A 17856-nucleotide genomic window follows, 5' to 3' on the forward strand; every position below is an offset into this window, starting at 1 on the left:
CTGCGGATGTTGAACTATTAATCAATGCACCACCAGAAGAAATGCCCGTGCCATTTAAGGTGAGCGCATTGGTATTTGTAACGGTTTGACCATTCAGATCAAGAACAGCGCCGTCAGTTACCGATGCGGCACTAGTGGAGCCGCCCAATCCAGCGGCATTACCTAACTTTAGAGTACCGGCACTAATAGTGACGCCACCTGTGAAGGTATTAGCGCCAGAGAGCCACCATGTACCAGCACCTGACTTTGTTAAGCTTGTTGCACCAGTGTTGTTTGCTAATACCGCTGATATTTTGTTGTCGCCAGTGTTTGCTCCAGTCAGCGTGAATGTTCGAGCAGCGGTTGTGCCACTATAAGCAATTGAACCTGTATTGGTGAAGTTCAATGCACCCGCTCCAGATACATCAATAGTTCCACCATTGTTACTAATGGTAAATAATCGATCTATGCTAACGGCACTGCCTGTGTAGGCAAGTGTGCCACCGTTAAACACTAAGTTGCCTGCTACGTTAGTAGATTTACCAATGTTACTGTTGTTTCCACCTGAAGCTAAAGTAGAAACAGATAAAGTTCCACCTGAAAGAGTTGTTGCACCAGTATAGGTATTTGAGCCAGAAAGGGTTACAGTGCCATTGCCTGATTTAGTTAAAGTAACCGAGGTGCCAGCTAAAACTGCTGTGATTGAATGATCTGTTCCAGTAGAAGGATTTAATACATAACTTGTTCCTGTTAATGTATTACCTGTTGCCCCAACAGTGATCGAACCAGAAGTCAATGTCACCTGCCCAACCGTTTCAGTTAAATCATTTAAAACTAATGAGCCGCCGTTGACTGTAATTGCTCCAGTATCAGCGAGCACGGTTCCAGTTGTTGAACTTGATTGATCTAGCGTAAGAGTTCCGGCAGTAATTGTCGTGCCTGCAGTAAAAGTGCTTGAACCCGACAAGGTCAAGTTACCTGCACCCGCCTTATTAAAGGTAATTGCTCCTGAAATGACGCCAGTCAAAGCACTTGAGCTTGAATTAGTGATACTTAATGAACCGCCATCATAAATGTTTATAGCTGCCGCATTGACCGTTGCACCAAGAGCCGCAATGTTGCCAGCAACTTTATTTGCTCCAACTGCACCCGTAAAGGTCACATTGCCTGTACCCGCATTAATATTTAGGCCACTAGCATTTGCCATAAACACAGTATTCGCTGCTGATACAGTGAAATTCCTTGCTCCCCAAGCTTCGTCAGTATTTGCTGAATCAAGAGTAGAACTTAAACTAATTGTTTGATTACTGCTTGATGAAGGCGCTGCAATAGTGATGAGGTACTTTTGATCACCCCAAGCGGCATTGTTGACACTTGAAGATGCCATACCTTGTGAAGCAATTGTTGTAGTGTAGCTTCCAACTGTTTGTGAGGCAGCACTGAGCATATTATCTGCTTCAGCAGTTTGACAACATCTTAATTGAGCCCTGAATATACAACTTCCAATTGTGATGTCAAAATACTCGCTATCCCAAGAATCTACACGATAAAAATCAAAAGTAATAGTTCTTGCAGCCCCACCTAAGTTAAATGTACGGGTTAGTGGCCCAACAGTGTATAACCCCAGAATCGTGCCCCATGCCGAACTTGTATTAGTCGAAGCACTATTCCATCCATCAGTGGTCGTAACGATATCGGTAAACAAATCTGCTTGTCGTAAATAAGACGATGCTGAATCAATCGTAGAAGAAAAACTGATATTTCCACCACCTGTATTGATAGTGATGTCAGCAGAACTTGCAGCAAGTAATACCGGGCCCGTGAATGTTACTGCACCGCCAGTACCTGATGGTGCAGTTGTATTGATAGTGAATGCGTTTTGTTGAAGTGCGATAGTTGGCGCAGTCATTACTACAGCACCGCCTCTGGTGGTGATATTGTTTTCAATACCAATATATCCAGTTGAAGCACCGGCAGTTAACTGAACGCCTAATGCACCATCAGAAGTAGCGATTGTGCTATTGATAAAAATGTCATCACCAGCAGTAAATGACAATGTGCCAGATGTTGATCCAGAATAAGCTACAGCAGAGTTAGTAACAATATCGCCAGTGACATTAACCGTGACACCACCAGTTGCACTCAAGCCTGAGACAGAACTTGCTGTACCAATTAACAAGTTGTCACTCTTAAGAGTTAATGAACCCACTTGACCAGCAAAAGTTGATATCACATTGCTTGCATTATTCAATGTGAAATTGCCACCACCCTTCAGTAATAATGTGTTGGTAGTAGTACCGCCTGTTACTGCACCGCTCAAAGTTAGGCCACTAGCAGTATTCATAATGACCGCTGAACCCATGGTTACGTTACCAGCGTATGTGGCAGCAGTTGATGAACTGTTGATGAGTGATCCACCAGAACTAATACCTGTTCCTGATAATGAAAGAGCGTTGGTATTCGTCATCGTGATACCGTTTAGGTCAAGCACCGCCCCACTGCTCAAAGTGACGCCACCGGTAGAGGCTCCCAAGGCTGTTGCGTGACCGATTTTGACAGTACCGGCAGTGATCGTGGTGCCGCCCTTATAGGTATTGGCACCACTGAGTAAGACAGTACCCGTTACTCCTGAAGTGTTAATATTGAGTGAGTTGCTATCACAAGAACACGAGGCTGCCTCAGTGGTTGAAACTAATGTACCACTTAACGTCAAGGTTTTTCCTGCGGCTACATTAATCGAGGTACCACCTGATTTCGTGAGAGTTAATCCTGTTGCACTTACAGTTGAGTTTTCCGTAACTGTTATGTCAGTACCTAAATTCCATGACCCCCACTGAGATGTCGTGCCACCCCACCCCAGAGTTCCGCCCGCCAATACAAAGCTACCAAGTTTTAAATGAAAAGTAGTCGAAGAACTTGCTGCGGAGGTCAGAGTACCCCCCGAATTAATAGTTAAAGTTAAACCTGAACGAACACCGTTACCAATGAACCCATTGCTATTCGCAGTGGTTGCTAAAGTGATGGTTCCGCCATTATTAATATTGATGGCTGTGGCATTACCTAAACCAGCTGCAGCATTATTAGTACCCGCAGTCATGGTTACATTTTGTGCAACATTGATGGTGCCGGTGAATGCTTGATCCCCGCTGATGGTCACCGTGCCTGCAGATGCCCCCAAGTTTATAGTTCCAGTCCCTGCTGCAAAATTACTAAAGGTCTGGTTGGCGGAACTTAGCCAAGAGAAAGTTGCGCCCGAGCTAACCGTAATAGATTGGGAATAACTCGCACCCGATCCTAAGGTAGCAGCGCTACTACCTAAAACACCTATTGCTAACGTCCCTGATGATACTAAGGTTGTTCCAGAATATGTATTAGCGCCAGTGAGTGTCCATGTGCCTGAACCTACTTTAGCTACACTCAAAACAGTAGGTCCATCACTCGAAGCGCTATTGACAATCGTTCCTGCAAAGCTTCCCGTACCATTATCGTTACCAACTGAAAGTGTGAGTGCCTTGCCACCTCCGCCTGAAGCGAAATCAATCGTACCGTTACCCGTAATAGTGCCTGATTTAATGGTCGCACCAGCTGCTCCATAAACTCGCAAATAGGTATTGGCACCATTTAAATTAATCGCTGAAGTCGCATTGACGGACGAGCCCTCTAGCCACAAATTACCGTAGTTAGTCACCGTCATCTGACCAGATACGGTGGAGGTACCTCTAAATATCATGCGATTATTAAAAGTTGTATTGCTGGATGCACTATTTATCGTCCATGTACCAGCACCTGAAACTGCGCCATCCAAAAATAATGCGCTACCACTCGCTGCTTCGTATAGCACTTCAGAATTATTTGTAATGCCACCACTTAAAGTCATCGAAAAACTAGAGGAAGGTGCAAACTTTAGCGTTCCTGCGCTAACAGTAGTTAAGCCAGTGTAGGTACTGTTGCCAGACATCGTCAAAGTGCCTGTGCCAGCTTTAGTCAAATTAATTTGCTTGCCCGCACTACTAATGACACCAGAAAAAGTAGTGTCGGCATTACTTCCACCTACAGTTAATTTTGCACCTGCAGAGGTTTCTTGTATTTGAGTTGCTGTTAAAGCTTTGTTGTAAACCTGAACAGCATACAAATCACCTTTCAAAAATTCATTTACAGCTGAATTGTATTTTGCTGCGCCAATTAATGTTTCCATGGTGGCTCCGCCACCACCTGACACAGAACCCAATGTCATTGATCCTTGTGAAACTCCATTGATATAAGAAGTTAAAACACTACCGTTGTAGGTCATTGTTAGCTGAGACAAGTTGCTAACCGGAACAGTGCCTGTACTATCAAAACCCCATGGGGAAATCTCACGATAAGCACCTGTTTTTCCACTAGAAAGAACTTTATATACGTAATCTCCCTCGACGCTACCGTTATGCCTGCTGATCAGAACTTGGTTTGCAGTAGGACTTGGTAGACTCACCCAAAGATTAAAAGTAAATGAACTTGTGCCGTTGAGTAATAAGCTAGATGAGCTACCTAAATTAAAGTACTGACTTGTTCCATTTAATGTGAAATAACCACCAGAGGAATTAAAAGTTGGACTACCTACGATGGTGGCATTTAAAGAACTATTAACTAAGTTTGTCCAAACAGTTCCTAAGCCACTATAAGATGAACTATTAGCTGCATCTAAATAGACAAGCAATCCAGTCTGGTCACCAACAGGAGTTCTGCTAGATATTATTGTTCCAGCTCCAGATAAGGAGCCAATTGAAATTGAGTGACCCCACATATCAAGAGTGGCACCAGTATTAACTGTTAGAGCAGTAGTAGATGGCAAAGCGGTTGTTGAACCAGTTCGCAACGTTCCCGCTGAAATAGTTGTCGAACCACCGTATGAATTGTTTCCAGATAGAGTAAGCGAGCCGCCAGTAGCATCAATAGTTAATGATCCTGTTCCTGAAATGGCGCCAGTTAATGAAGCAGAGAATGAACCATTGATAACAAAGCTAGAACTACCTGTTGTTGAAAAAGTATGAATTGTTTTATTACCTGAGGTTGTTACTACCCCACCTGTTGCCATACTACTTGTGCCAGCATATGCAACAACAACAACGCCAGAGCCGCCAGATGCATTGGAGGCACCTTGTGAACCACCGCCACCGCCACCCAAACCAGCTGTTCCTGATACGCCTGTAGCATCGCCTCCCGCTCCACCTCCGCCAGAACCTCCTGATCCTTGGGTACCGCAACTTGAGCAGGTTGCACCACCACCGCCACCACCGTAAGTTCGGCTAGATCCAGAGATATCGAAAGCAATTCCGCTACCACCATTTCCAGGATTACGATAGACTGAAATGCCGCCACCAGCAGAGCCGGCGCCACCGCCACCGCCACCGGCTTGCAATGCCACACCTGATCCACTACCTCCGACATTGCCATAGGCCTGCCAAGCACTACTCGGTACTGTTTGAGTTGAAGCAGCACCTCCTTGCATTTGATTTAATAAGCTATCTTCTCCAGCACCTCCGCCAGAACCACCGGCTCTACCACTCGCAGCTACGCTGTCATTACCATACCCATATCCTGATCCACCACCACCACCTATGGCAGTAACTGTTCCAAATTGACTATCAGCACCGTTATTACCAAGACCAGTTGAATTAAATTCACCCGATCCACCACTACCAACTGTAATTGCTGTTGTGCCTGAACTTAAGGCTGTATTTCCGTAAATAACACCACCACCGCCACCGCCTCCGGCCCAGCCTCTGCCACCGCCTGCACCACCTCCAGCAACGATAAGCACTTGTACATCTAATTGCTGGAATATCTTGATAGTGACACCACCACTACCAACCACGATATCGTTAGAAACAGTGATGCCATGAGATAACTCAAGAGTTGTGCCACCACTCAGGTTCAATTTGCCTGTACCAGAAACAGAACCTGAACCACTACGAAGGATTAAACCTCCAGTAGATGTGCGAGTGATATCAGCATTAATGACAATGTTCCCAGCTGCTTGCAAGGTGAGCGTGCCAGTCCCACCTGCAGTGATTGCACTACTTACAGTAATATTTCCAGCCTGAGAATTACCGGTAGATCCTGTAAAGACTGTAACGTTGGTGCTAGCCAGTGCAGTATTCAAGGTTGTTACATTGATGACAGCGCTATCTGCAGTAGCTGTGTAGCTAGAAACTCCACTATTAGAGCCAGAGCTAATAGTTATATTTCTTGGGTCAAGTAACCATTGACCAATTTGCCCATTTGGAGCCGCAGTAGAGATTGAAGCACCGTCAACATTTAAGTTATAGCCAGAAGTTTCAATCTGTCCACCATCTCCAGCAGTTAAACCGCCTTTTGCAAAAATAGTTCCTTTTGCTGTCGTGACTGAATTTTGATTTGTAACATCGCTCCACAGAACAACTGTTCCGCCATTCCCATTTTGGATAGCACTTGCATCTATGATGACGCCTTGATTCATGGTGACAGTAATTGATTGGTGCAAAGTACCCGACCCCTGCCAATCACCACCCACCAATACAGATCCACCACCACTGTTACCAGTGACATTGATGAGTGTGTTGCTATCTAGAAGAATATGATCTGCGGTTAAGAGAACTGTTCCGCCAACAGTGGCACCAGTCGCTTGGATGGTGCTATTAATTGTGAGGCTGCCTGAGTTAGAAGAAATCTCAACCGTGCCTCCGCGACCATTACTTCCATTTGTCTGAATTACTGAATTATCAAAAACAATGTCTTGATATTGAGAGTTCAAATAGATTTGACCACCTTGCTCACCATTCGCTTTTAATGATGAGTTATTAATCAGCAAGTCATTTTGTGTATCAATCTTGATTTGATTGATATCTTGATTATTTAAATTATTCTGACCAGATACATCAATATTCGCATTATCTAAGGTCACAGAAACAGAAAACGGCAATGTGCCATTATCTGCATCATTGCCGATTAAGATTATGCCACCTTGATTTAATCCTTTTGCCTCGATATTAGAATCTGAGATCAAAGTATTATTAGTGGCGGATATTCCAATAGAACCACCTCGGCCATTTGAACCGTTGGTTTGAATTAATGCATTTTGTAGGATTAAGTCACCAGAGTTGGTGAATATATTGATATAACCACCATTATTACCATTGGATTGGATAATAGCGTTATTAATGTGAATATCTTCAGCTTGGGAGATATTAATCTCTCCACCACGACCATTACCACCATTTGTTTGGATTAATCCTTCAATCGTGATAATACCAGTGCCATTAGCACTTAATATAATCGTGCCACCATTAATGTCACCATTGGCTTCTAACTTTCCGCTTGATGCCAAAGTTAACTCATCCGCTGTGATGCGGATAGTTCCTACTGTGGCACTGTTACTAGTAACGCCATTAACCGTAACCTGCGCTCTGGAGTTAACCGTGATAGCACCATGGAAGTTAAAAATATTCGCCAAGATGTTAACCAATGGGTTAGCTCCTGCCCCAATGATGCTACCGTAACCTGTTACCGAGTTAACTGCTGTGATCGTAACTTTGTTAACTTCTATCTTGCTGTTTTGGGCCAGGTTAACGTTTTGTGCCTGGATCACCACTTCTAAGATCGAATCAGCTGCCTGGTTGATGGTGCCATAGTTAAAGAAGGTCCCATCTGCTAAGAAAGTTAAGACTGTTTTGACACCACCCGTTTTACTGATGGTTACGCCTTGGTCAATCGTGAGGTTACCGCTGCCGTTCTGGGTACAGCTACCCCCTGAACAAACATTGCCCTGCACCTGAACTGTGACGTTATTGTTCTGCAAGGCATCGCTGATTACTTGAGCAAATCCTGTGGTTATTAGTAGATCCATAGGATCCAATAGCCAAGTACCGGCTTTGCCTAGGATATTTCTAGCTGAGGTATCAACCTTTGTCTTGCTGCTGATCTCTAGGACTTCCTTCGAGCTGGTGTCAATGAAGCCGCCATTACCGCTGGTCTTGCCACCCTTGGCTTCAAGCACGCCTGAGACCTGAGTCTTCTTTTCTGAGAGAACGATGATCTGGCCGCCATTGCCTTGCTCTTTGGCATTGGCCTTGATCTTGCTGCTATCAGCCAAAGCAATGTTGTTGCCTTTGATGTTGATCTGACCGCCGTTACCTGTATTACCTGTGGCATTAGCGATGATGGCACCTAGGTTCTGAACCGTATCAGCCAAGATCTCAATCACACCACCGTTATTGACCATAGAGCTGGTGCTGATGCGGCCGCTGTTCTTGATGACTGAGCCCATCAGCTGGGCGGCAGAGTTTGCAGCGATCACAACCATACCGCCGTCCACCTGAACCACTCGTTTGTTCTCAATCAATGATTTGTAGGCAGAAGCATCGACCTTCACAGTCATGAGCTGATCACCACGGAAATCCAAGGTCACTTGGCTTCCACTGGCCAATGCAACCACGTTAGCTGCACCGCCCTTGGCCAGGATGTAGCCCTCGTTGCGTACTTCTGGCGCCAATAAGGCGATATAGCCTTTGGGGTCTTTGGTTTGGATCTTGCCGTGGTTGACCACAGCGCCTGTGCCATTACCTTTGAAGGTACTCTTACCTTCCATGAAGTCTTTGTCATTGATGTCCATAGTGGTGGCCACGATAGAACCCACGTCAATCTGAGCAGATGTACCAAAGCTAACACCCTTGGAGTTAGAGATCACCACCTGTCCATTGGACTTGAGCATGCCATCAATCTGAGTGGCGCTCACCGAATTAACACGGTGATGAATCACTGCTTGAGAATTGGGTTGAACAATTTCAACCTTGGCATTTTTACCGATATTGAAACTATCCCAATTGACCACAGCACGCTGTGAGGCCTGGACCACGTTCATGGTATTGCCCGTGTGATTGATGATGGCCTGTCCTGCGACTACTCGACCACCCGTCGGGAGTGCATCAGCTGCAGACTGGGCAAAGGCCCCGCCAGCAAGCGACATCAATACAAGGGAGATCCATGGGGCTTTGATCATCAAAACACCCACTGCACGTTAGCCCAAATATAGGCAGACTTTGAAAGACCATCGCTGTTCACACCTTTTCCGCTATAGGCTAGCAAAGGATTGTGGCCCAACTTCCAATTGATGGTGGTGCTCCAGATGATGTCCTCACCAGCACGCTTGAGACCAACACCAGCGCTGCGCAAGCTATAGCTATTGTTTGCGCCGACAGCGTCCTCGTAGAGGGTCTTGTTACGGTACTGCTGAACAAAGCCAATGTCGTAGAAAGCAGATGCAATGATCTTGTCTTCGAGGGCCTGCTGTAACTCAATGTTCAGCATCGCGCCTTGAGAACCACCAGCTTGAGAACCTGGGTAGCCTTTAACTCCATTGGGGCCGCCCAAAAAGAATTTTTCAGCCGAATCAAGATCCACAGAAGACATCTGACCAGAGACGTTGATGTTCAGGATCGTCTTATCGGGGACAACTTGATGAGCTCTCGATAAGCTGGCATTAAATTTTGTAAAGGTGGTTGGCGTCGATGTGCCATAAGCGCTGGTTGGCGCCTCAGTTTGAAGCTTGATGGTTTCTGAACCGAAAGTGATGTGGCCCTTGGTCATCGATACAGAACCTTGAGTCACGCCACCGCCCAGCCATTGATCGTACTGGTTGGCGTTGTAGCCGAAGACCATGTTTTCAATTCTGTAATCGCTGGATACATCCCCGGTGCTGGCTTGCTTATTCAGGTACATCTTGCGATCTAAGCCAGCTGTCACATTGCTGTTGGCAGCGGCAGAACGAAGCGTTGGATAACTCAAATTCGCACCAACAGTTTTGGCACGGCCAAAGCCAGCATTACCGTTGCGTGGATAGGCGAATTTATTGACGTTCGAGTAATCAAGGTAGCTACCAGAAACACCAGCCCTCAAGCCATCAGAGTTAACTGGTAGCGAGTAACTGGCCAAAGAATAATCAGAGCCATCGGACTTGATGTTGCTGGCTGCAAGCTGATCACCATTGCCTGTCAAGCCGTCAAATATCAGGTTCACAACGCGTTGACCAGTGCCTGTAGCACGGCTACCTTGGTTATTCCATTCAACGCGACCTCTCACTGGTTTTGTGTCAGCCAATGAAAGCTTGATATCCACTTCTCCTTCGTTCTTACCAGGCTGTAGCTCACTTGCCACTGCAATGCCTGGGGTTTCATTGAGGATGTAGATGGAGCGTTCAATGTTGCGGGTTTGAACGATCTCTGAGAGTCTGTTGGCATCAGTCACATAACGACGGGCCCTGTCTTCACCAAAGCGTGATGGTCCATTGGGCATGTCCACATTGACCGCGCCAAGCTTGGCTTCTAGGACCTTGAGGATGACGATGCCATCAGTGATGCGCTGAGGTGGTACAGAAACTTGAGCCAAGAGCCCTTGGCTTTGATACAAGGCTGCGACTAAGTCAGCGGCCTTTTGAAGCTCTTCAAAGGCAACGGTCTTGCCAAGCCAAGGCTTGAGAGCTTCTTTGATGAGCTCTTCAGACAAGGTCTTGTTGCCATCAATGCGAAAACCCTTGATGGTCACCTTCACCTCACTGGGCTTCGCCTCTTGGGGCTTGGCTGGGGTCTTAGGAGCAGAAGGCGTGGGCAAAGGCTGTAAATTAGGAACTTGCTTTTGCAACTCTTGCTGCAAGGTTCCAGCACCAGGTGTGAAATCAGTAGACGCCGCATGCACGAGTGTAGTCATGGCTGTAAAGCCAATAGCTACAAGGGGCATAAGGAAACGAAGTCTCATTTTTTCTCTGTTTTTTGCAAAAAATGTTCTGAAAATATTTACAGAACGGGCGCGCGCATGCGATTTTAGAGGAAAAGAACCCCTTTAGCAAAAACAAAATCTTCTAAGTTATTGAATTAATTGGATTTCCTACAAAAACCTACATATGAATGTAGGACTTTTTTCTCCCTAAAAAACTATGAAATAGATCAACAACGAAGGTTAACCAACTAATTTCCCCTGGTATCAAAAGAAAAAGAGCTAGGTTAAGAAACAAAAAAGCCACCCGAAGGTGGCTGTAAATTTACTTTTACTTAACTTTTTAAAAGTTAACTCTTGGTAAAGAGATCGGGGCTATCATTTTCAGTTGGTAAAGTTTGGTCAACTTCTTTACTTTCTTGAGCTGGAACTGTCTTAGAGATTAACTTTTTAAGGTCTTCTGGTTTTTTCATACCTAACTTACCAGTCATTCTTGAACGATGGACCTTAACGCTTGCTTCTGAAGAGTTAAGGATGGTTGCAATCTCACCATTCTTCTTACCGTCTGCTGCCAAGAAGAAAACATCACGCTCTTTATCAGTTAACTTTTCTAGTAAAGCCAGTTTTTCCATATCAGTTAATAAATCTGGGTTAACAGAAACAGTTTCAGTGGCATCAGCTTTCTTATTAATAGATTTTTCTTTAACTGGCTTATCTTCATTATTAAAGAAGGATGGTTTTTCAGCAGCTTTTTCCTTGGCTGGTGATTTATCCGCTAATCCCGGTTTTACTAATCCATTCGTAATTAACAGGTCTTCTGAGATTTGAAGTGACCAAGCAATATTGGCCACCAATGTTGCAACTAGATTAATCAGACTTGTCAGGTAAACAACCTCTGAAGTCACAATAATATAGTCACTACCTTTGGCTGCTAATGCACCCAAAGTTAATAAAGCCATGAACACACCCTGAACCCAAAAGACACCACTGATTAAATAGATGTATTTACTTCTGGTTTGGAGTGCTTGAACACCTGCAAACCACCCACTATATATAAGTGTCGCAGAAACTGGCGCCAAAAGAATGGCTTCAAGGCTTCCCAGCGGGGCTTCGAATAGTCTGCTGAAATGGAATAAAGTAGCAGTTAAGGCTACGCCACCCACGCATATTAACGATGCTTTTTTAGGTAATGTATATCCAGACCATATACCTAAAGAGCTTAATGTCACCAAACTACCCAGTAATACTGCGATTGGGCCTGCTACCCAAGTATGAGGCAATGGATCAGCGCTATTAAGCAGCGTTACGATGTAACCAAGGCCCACAAGTAGGTAACCAGAAGCCCATAGGTAAGCTGACAAGCCTTTTTTTCTGAATAGAATCAACTGTGTAACAGAGAAAGCAATGGCTATGAAGCCCGTTAAGTAGATGGTTGTAACGTTATCTAGAGGTAACATGATTAACCTTAACCTTTTTTGTTAATTTAAAGAACTGTGAAATTTACCTGAATTAACTTAATTGGTAAATGTTTTCTTTGGTTAATTTCTCAATATTTTGCGGTGTTTTGAGGCCTTTATTGAGGCCTTGAGGCTGATGGCAGGGCTTTTAGTGCTGTTATTTCTATCTTCTACTTGCTCTTTCAGGGGGTTTAGATGGCTCCCTTTACCTTTTTCTTATAAATAAGCTTGTTCTTGGGGCCTCTTATATACAGCTTATATATTGTTGCTTCATCTATGTTGCTTGGCTCCATGTCATCCTCCCCTTGTATCTGAATTAGTCTTTCTGTGTATTAGTCTTTTATATATCAGCTCTTTATTTGTTGTAGCTTATTTATTGGTGAGTATTTCCAGTTCTTTAGTTTGCTTAATTAAGCATATTAATTTCTTAATTAACATTTAGGCCATGATCTTTTTAAGCTTTGCTTTATTTACTTGTTAATTGGCTATTCAATTTTTAGGTTTTCAAGCTGTTTATGATTTTCACTAGGAATCGCACTTTTTGGTCTTTTTACTATTTTTAACGTAATGTTTGCCTTGACGCATATAAAGGACATGTTTTGGGGGCAATTTCCAAAAGATGTAAAAAAGCCACCCTTGGGTGGCTTTTGGAAATTTCTCAAACTAAGAGAAAAAGAGACTATCTATATAGATAGGTAGTTTTCTTGTCGGGCATTCTCAGATCTGAGTCCTGGCACCCAGGTTTTGGTGGGTAAACCGTATTTCTTCTCTAAATAAGCTGCTCTACCCTTCACATCACTCCAGTCAACTTCCAAATGCGGTCCTTTGAAAGCAATCACGACGATATTGCAGTCATGCACTTGCTGAAAAACCATGACCCGGTTGTTAAACGCATTACAAATATTGGTGATGTTTGATTTATAGCTCTTATGGTTACCAAATAGATTGACCGTCATCACACCAGGTTCTTTGAGGCTGTCATAACAAGCCTGATAAAACTCTGGAGAGCTCAAAGCTGGACCTCTGGCAGTCGCGTCATATAAATCTACTTGGAGTAAATCGATGCTTTCTTTGTTTTTCTTATTGGTGACGTACTTCAAGGCATCTGTTTGCAGCACATGGAGGTGTTGATTTGATGGCGGCATATTGAACATCACTCTGGCCGCCACAATTACTGCTGGGTTGAGGTCAATTGCCGTGACTTGAGCCTTTGGAAAATGCTTATGAGCAAACTTGGTCAATGCACCTGTACCCAAACCTAACTGAACCATGTGGAATGGCTTATCCGATTTTTTAGATTTAGATATTTTTAATCTTTTATCGTTAGGATCTAGAAACAGCAAGCCAGCCATCATTTGCTGGGCGTACTCTAGTTCAATGAAGTCAGGCTTATTGATACGCATCGCGCCCTGCACCCACCAAGTTCCAAAGTGTAAAAAGCGCACACCACTCTCCTCAGAGAATGTAACTGGTGCAAATGTTGGTTTGGGATCTTTTTTATTAACTGTTTTTCTTACTTGTTTGTTAGCCATCGCGGCCTCCGATAAAAGAATAAGGCTCAACGCTTGTTGAGCCTTATGGTCTATTGCTTGTTTCAATTTGGAACGAATGGATCTTGTTTAATTGTTCGATTGAATATTTTGCTTACTCTTACTTTACCCAAGCCCTGGCATTGCGGAACATGCGCATCCATGGGCTTGCACCGTCAGCGATGTCATGCCACTGCTTTGGAGCCCAGCTCATTTGTGCTGTTCTAAAGACTCGCTCAGGATGAGGCATCAAGACTGTGAAACGTCCATCTGGTGTCGTCAAACCAGTAATACCCTCTGGTGAACCGTTTGGGTTCAATGGATAAGTCTCGGTTGCTTGTCCTTGGTTATCAACAAATTTGAGAGCCACCAAGCCTTTGGCTTGCGTCTGCTCTTTATTACCTTGCTGACTGAAGTTGGCAAAGCCTTCACCATGGGCCACAGCGATTGGCAACTGACTGCCCGCCATACCTTGCAAGAAGATCGATGGTGATTGTGTAACTTCCACCATCACCAAGCGTGCTTCGTACTGTTCGGATTTATTGCGTGTGAACTTAGACCATGTATCAGCACCTGGAATGATGCTGGCCAAGTTGGACATCATCTGACAGCCATTACAAATACCTAAACCAAAGGTGTCTGGACGATTGAAGTAGGTTTGGAATTGATCTTTGATATTACTGTTAAAGAGAATAGATTTTGCCCAACCTTCACCTGCACCCAAGACGTCACCATAACTAAATCCGCCACAAGCCACCAAGCCTTGGAAGTCTTTTAAGTTGACTCGTCCAGCAATCAAATCACTCATGTGCACGTCATAGCTTGAGAAGCCAGCCCAGTCCATGGCATACGCCATCTCTAGGTGTGAGTTAACGCCCTGCTCTCTGAGGATCGCGACTTTAGGCTTGGCGCCATTGGCAATGTACGGTGCTGCCACATTGTCACTTGGATCAAATGTGAGTTTTGGCTGCATGCCTGCATCGGCCAAGTTATCGACAAGATTGTTTTCACTATCGGCGCAATCTGGGTTGTCGCGCAGACGCGCGATCTGCCAACTGGTGCTTTGCCATAGTTTTTGTAAGACGTGGCGTGGCACATCTAAAATCTTCTTCGCATCACGCCAGATTTCTACTTGGCCTGTGGTGTTTGGTTTGGCAATCACATGACTGCAGCTATATAAGTTGTGTTGCTTGAGAATTTCAAAGACGGTGTCGCGGTGTTCACGTTTCACTTGAATCAAGGCACCCAACTCTTCATTGAAGAGTGCTCGTAAGGTCAAATCGTTTCTTCTGCCAGATACTTGCTGAGCCCAATTTTTGGCATCACCAAAATCAGATTCGTGATCTTTATCAAGCACCAACATATCCACATTGAGTGACACACCGACGTGTGATGTGAATGCCATTTCAGTAGCGGCCGCGAATAGACCACCGTCTGAACGGTCGTGATAAGCCAAGAGAAGACCTTGACGGCGCATGCTGATAATTGCTTTTGCTAGATTCTTTAGATCCTCTGGATCATCTAAGTCTGGCGTGCTTTGACCTGCTTGGTCAATCACTTGAGACAAGATGCTGCCAGCCATGCGGCTCTTTGAACGACCTAAATCAATCAATACGATTTCTGTATCAAGTGCTTGACCTTGCTCATCTTTAGTTTGCAACAAAGGCGTTGTTGTTTTACGTGTATCGACCACTGGGGCAAACGCCGAGATGATCAATGAAACAGGAGATGTGACTGATTTCTTTTCAGAGGTTTTTTCATCATCCCATTGCGTGCGCATCGACAAGGAGTCTTTGCCCACCGGAATAGAAATACCCAAAGCTGGGCAAAGTTCCATGCCCACTGCTTTAACAGAATCAAATAATTTGGCATCTTCACCAGGATTGCCGCAAGCAGCCATCCAGTTAGCAGATAGTTTGATATCTTCAATGCTGTCAATATCGGCTGAAAGAATATTGGTGATTGACTCAGCCACAGCCATGCGAGCTGCTGCTGGTGCGTTCATCACAGCCAATGGAGTTCTTTCACCCATTGACATGACTTCACCACGATAGCCCTTGAAGTCCATCAAGGTCACAGCAGCATCAGCTACCGGTACTTGCCACGGACCAACAAATTGGTCGCGGGCGTTCAAGCCACCCACTGTTCTGTCACCAATGGTGATCAAGAATGATTTGCTGGCAACGGTTGGGTGTTGCAAAACCCAACTAGCGACTTGATCCAGTTTGACATCGGTGAGATCAATTTCAGGCAGTTGCTTTTTAAGACGCCTGACATCACGGTGCATGCGCGGTGGTTTGCCCAATAGCACTTCCATCGGCATATCAATCGGTAGACGTTCGTCTTTGCCGGCAGCTTCTTTGGTGTCAACCAAAAACAGCTGGCGCTCTTTGCTTGTTTCGCCAACAACCGCGATTGGACAACGTTCACGATCACACATGGCCTGCAGAATCGGCAGACTTTCTTTTGCAATCGCTAATACATAACGTTCTTGAGATTCATTGCACCAGATTTCAGCTGGGCTCATGCCGCTTTCTTCGAGTGGCACTTTGCGCATATCAAAGGTGGCACCTAAACCAGCGCCATCGGCCAATTCCGGGAATGCATTCGATAAACCGCCGGCTCCCACGTCATGGATAGAAACAATCGGGTTCTTCTCACCCATGGCGCGACAAGCGTTGATCACTTCTTGAGCGCGGCGTTCGATTTCTGGATTACCACGTTGTACCGAATCAAAGTCCAAGTCAGCAGTATTCGCACCAGTGGTCATGGAGCTCGCGGCTCCACCACCCATACCAATGCGCATACCAGGACCACCCAATTGAACCAATAGGTAACCAGGTTTGATTTCTTTTTTATGGGTATGACCATCATCGATGGCACCAATACCACCAGCGATCATTATGGGCTTGTGATAACCGCGGCGCTCGCCATCAATGGTTTGCTCAAACACGCGGAAGTAACCACCTAAATTAGGACGGCCGAATTCATTGTTGAATGCCGCACCACCCAAAGGGCCTTCAATCATGATTTGCAATGGAGATGCAATGCGCTCAGGCTTGCCGTACGCTTGTTGATCCCATGGCAACTGACTGCCTGGTAAGTTCAAGTTCGATACTGAAAAACCAGACAAACCTGCTTTGGGTTTACCACCAATACCAGTGGCACCTTCATCACGGATCTCACCACCGGAACCAGTAGAGGCTCCAGGGTATGGGGCAATCGCTGTTGGATGGTTGTGCGTTTCCACTTTCATGAGCGTGTGTGTCAATCGTGTTTGTTTCACATACTCTTGTTGTTCATTGGGAGCCCATACTTCAGCTTCACAACCCACCATGATGGCGGAGTTGTCTGAATAAGCCACCACCGTACCTTTGGGTTGCAACTGGTGCGTATTACGGATCATCGCAAACAAAGACTTGTCTTGCTCTAGACCATCAATGGTCCAAGTGGCATTAAAGATCTTGTGACGGCAATGTTCACTGTTGGCTTGCGCGAACATCATGAGCTCAACGTCACTAGGATTGCGGTTCAATTTTTTAAAGTTATCAACCAAGTAGATGATTTCATCATCAGACAAGGCCAAGCCCATGGTTGTGTTGGCTTGTTCAAGAGCAGCTTGACCGCCTTTGAGAATATCGATGCGTGTGAATGCTTTGTCACTCAAGGTTTGATACAGCTCGGCTGCTGATTCAATCGATGGCAAAGTGATTTCTGTCATGCGATCATGGATCGCTGCCAAAACTGCTTGGCGCTGAGCTTCATTCAACGCTTTTTTACTGGTCCAGAAAAATTGTACACCGCGTTCAATGCGCAGGACATTCAAACCGCAATGATGGGCAATATCAGTGGCTTTACTGGCCCAAGGAGAAATCGTACCAATACGTGGTGCGACCACTGCGTGATCTTGTTTGCCGGCAAATAAGCCTTTGGCCTCGATCAAACTGAATGGCTCACCATAATTTAGTAAGCCGGCCAAAACCTGCTGATGATCCCCTGAAAGTTCAGCATCAGACCAGACAAAATGCACAAATTGCGCTTGGATCTGAGTGAGCTCGACGCCTTGCTCAGATAAAGAGCTTAAAAGACGCTGTTGGCGAAATTGAGAGAGGGCTTGAGACCCATTTAGGCTTAAAAAACGACGATTTGCAGGCATCCGAAGATTA

At 45.1% G+C, this 17856-nt stretch carries 5 protein-coding genes; all 5 read right to left on the reverse strand.

Features of this window, described 5'->3' with window-relative positions; genetic code table 11:
- Positions 1 to 8995: beta strand repeat-containing protein (locus AOC33_RS09215; protein WP_143744020.1), on the reverse strand; the 8995-nt coding region annotated here is incomplete at its 3' end.
- Positions 8995 to 10698, reverse strand: a complete 1704-nt coding sequence (locus tag AOC33_RS05520; protein ID WP_180738108.1) for a ShlB/FhaC/HecB family hemolysin secretion/activation protein — start codon at positions 10696 to 10698, stop codon at positions 8995 to 8997. The genes AOC33_RS05520 and AOC33_RS09215, both read right to left, overlap by 1 nt.
- A gap of 356 nt (positions 10699 to 11054) precedes the next feature.
- A complete protein-coding gene (locus tag AOC33_RS09150) occupies positions 11055 to 12161 on the reverse strand; it encodes a response regulator transcription factor (protein ID WP_219349906.1) in 1107 nt (368 codons plus the stop codon).
- Between the two features lie 683 nt (positions 12162 to 12844).
- Complete coding sequence (locus AOC33_RS05530) at positions 12845 to 13693, reverse strand: spermine/spermidine synthase domain-containing protein (protein WP_089515646.1); 849 nt, start codon at positions 13691 to 13693, stop codon at positions 12845 to 12847.
- Positions 13694 to 13811: 118 nt separating this feature from the next.
- Positions 13812 to 17846 (reverse strand): phosphoribosylformylglycinamidine synthase, encoded by a 4035-nt coding sequence (gene purL / locus AOC33_RS05535; RefSeq protein ID WP_089515648.1) that lies wholly within the window; start codon positions 17844 to 17846, stop codon positions 13812 to 13814.
- Positions 17847 to 17856: the final 10 nt, after the last annotated feature.

The sequence above is a fragment of the Polynucleobacter cosmopolitanus genome (assembly GCF_002224225.1).
GTDB lineage: Bacteria > Pseudomonadota > Gammaproteobacteria > Burkholderiales > Burkholderiaceae > Polynucleobacter > Polynucleobacter cosmopolitanus.

What these genes read in the sequence shown, in the direction of transcription:
- AOC33_RS09150 (WP_219349906.1), bottom strand. Translation starts at nt 12,161, where the DNA reads ATGTTACCTCTAGATAACGTTACAACCATCTACTTAACGGGCTTCATA.
- purL (WP_089515648.1), bottom strand. Translation starts at nt 17,846, where the DNA reads ATGCCTGCAAATCGTCGTTTTTTAAGCCTAAATGGGTCTCAAGCCCTC.
- AOC33_RS05530 (WP_089515646.1), bottom strand. Translation starts at nt 13,693, where the DNA reads ATGGCTAACAAACAAGTAAGAAAAACAGTTAATAAAAAAGATCCCAAA.
- AOC33_RS05520 (WP_180738108.1), bottom strand. Translation starts at nt 10,698, where the DNA reads ATGACTACACTCGTGCATGCGGCGTCTACTGATTTCACACCTGGTGCT.